Raw genomic sequence first — 2,117 nt, 5'->3', positions numbered from 1 at the left:
CCTGGACGCGGCGGGGACCCGCATGGACGGCGCCCGCGCCCGGCTCCGCTACGGCGAGTGGCTCCGCCTCGGACGACGACGGGACGACGCCCGTGTCCACCTGAACGAGGCGTACGAGATGCTCGGCGAAGCCGGGGCCGAGGCGTTCGCCGAGCGGGCGCGACGGGAGTTGCAGGCCACCGGGGCGACCGTACGCAAGCGTGCCTCGGCGGCCCCGGCGGCCCTCACCGCGAAGGAGGCCGAGATCGCGCGGCTCGCGCAGGCGGGCCTCACCAACCCGGAGATCGCCGCCCGGCTGTTCCTCAGCCCCCACACGGTCGAATGGCACCTGCGCAAGGTGTTCGCGAAGCTCGGTGTCTCCTCCCGCAAGGAGATCGGCACCGTCGCGCTCACGTCCTGACCACCCGTCAGGCGACGGACTCCTCCGGTTCCGCCGGCGGCGCGGGAACGGTGACGACCGGGACCCCGCCGCCCAGCATGCGGTGGACGGGGCACCGCCCGGCGGCCGCCAGCAACTGCCTGCGCTGATCCGGCTCCAGGTCACCGGCCAGCCCGATGCTCTTGACGACGCGCCCCTCCGTCCCGAACCGTACGGCCACGTCGACGCGGTCCAGCCGCCAGCCGCGCCGGTCGGCCAGCGCCCGCACGGCCATGGACGTGCACGACCCCAGCGCGGCCAGCAGCAGCTCTCCCGGGGTGGGGCCCGTGTCGGCGCCGAGCGGTTCGGGCTCGTCGGCCGTCAGGGTGTGGGTGCCGATCGTGACGGCACGGGTGAGCCGTCGGCCTTCGGTGACGGACACGATACGCGTGGTCATGGGTCTCCCTCTCGGCGCGGGGCGAGGACGGGGCGGCGGGGACCGCCGGGGAACCCGTCCCCCTCCCCACAGACCGGGCGGTGTCCGCAGCTGTGACAACGCCGCTCACAGCACCGTGCGCAGGAGCCTTCGCGAGGTGATGCCGAGCTTGACGTACACCTTCCGCAGGTGCCATTCCACGGTGTGCGGGCTGATGAACAACTGGGCGCCGATCTCGGAGTTGGTGAGCCCGTCCCTGGCCAGCTGCGCGATCTGCGTCTCCTGGGCGGTGAGCGTCGCCGCGGCGTCGGCGCCGTGCCGGGCCACGGTCTCACCGGTGGCCCGCAACTCGCGCACCACGCGCTCGGCGAACGCGCTCGCGCCGAACCGTGTGAACAGCGTGTGCGCCTCACGCAACTGCTCCCGGGCGTCGACGCGACGGCCCTCCCGGCGCAGCCACTCCCCGTACAGCAGGTGCGCCCGGGCCAGCTCGGCCGCGATCCGGGTGCGTCCGAGCCGTTCGATCGCCTCCCGGTACAGCCGCTCGGCCGCGTCCCCCTGGCCGAGCAGCGCCCGGGAGCGTGCCTGAACGCCCAACGCCCAGTCCGTCGCGGCGGCGTCGGTGGTCCGGGTCAGCCGGTCCAGCGCCTCCTTTGCCGCGTCATGGCGGCCGCTGCGCACCGCGGCCTCCACGAGTTCGGCCAGTCCCAGGTTGGCCGTGACCAGGTCGTGCGGATGCGCACAGGCCTGCCGGGCCGCGTCGAAGGCCTCCTCGTACCGGCCCAGGCCGTTGTGGAGCACGGCCTCGGCCCGGTACGCGACGGACACGCCGATGCCCTCACTCCGGTTCACGGCGTCCCCGATGCCGGTCTCGATCAGTGGCAGGGCTTCGCGCGCGTGTCCCCGCCAGGCGGCGAGCGTCATCGCGCCGTACGGCGCGAAGCCGCCGCCCGCCGCTTCCTGGACCCGGGCCGTCTCCGCGATCAGCAGCGCCGCCGCGTCCAGGTCACCGTCGCACGAGTGGACGACGACCCGTGAGTCGAGCGCGAGCGGCAGCTCGGTCAGCGCGCCGACGGCGCGGGCCGTCCGCACGTGGCGGTCCACCAGCTCCGTCCACGCCTCGTCGTCCCACAACTCGGCCGCCAGCGTCGAGGCCGGCCACGACCAGCGCAGCACCTGCTCCGGATCGGTCTCCCGGCGGAACGCGCGCACCGCCTCGCGCCCGGCGGGCACCGCGTCGCCGTACCCGGCGGTGAACCTGGTGGCCAGGGCGTCCAGCAGCAGATCGGCGGTGCGCGGCGGCCCCGTGACCGGCTCCGACGC

The 2,117-nt window shown here is 74.9% G+C and carries 3 protein-coding genes; 1 reads left to right on the top strand and 2 read right to left on the bottom strand.

Going from position 1 to position 2,117, the window contains the following annotated elements:
- On the top strand, nt 1-400 hold a 400-nt coding region (locus B7767_RS34715), incomplete at its 5' end, for a LuxR C-terminal-related transcriptional regulator (RefSeq protein ID WP_218775840.1).
- Between the two features lie 7 nt (nt 401-407).
- On the opposite strand, the gene B7767_RS34710 is transcribed toward B7767_RS34715, so the two are convergent.
- Nucleotides 408-815: an OsmC family protein gene (locus B7767_RS34710; protein WP_085575565.1), complete on the bottom strand. Its 408-nt coding sequence runs from the start codon at nt 813-815 to the stop codon at nt 408-410.
- Between the two features lie 105 nt (nt 816-920).
- A partial coding sequence (locus B7767_RS34705) for a LuxR family transcriptional regulator (protein ID WP_218775839.1) occupies nt 921-2,117 on the bottom strand: 1,197 nt, incomplete at its 5' end.

Source organism: Streptomyces sp. 13-12-16 (assembly GCF_002114215.1).
Lineage (GTDB): Bacteria > Actinomycetota > Actinomycetes > Streptomycetales > Streptomycetaceae > Streptomyces.
Note: the sequence above shows the minus strand (reverse complement) of the source record. Positions and strands in the feature narration are given on the sequence as shown.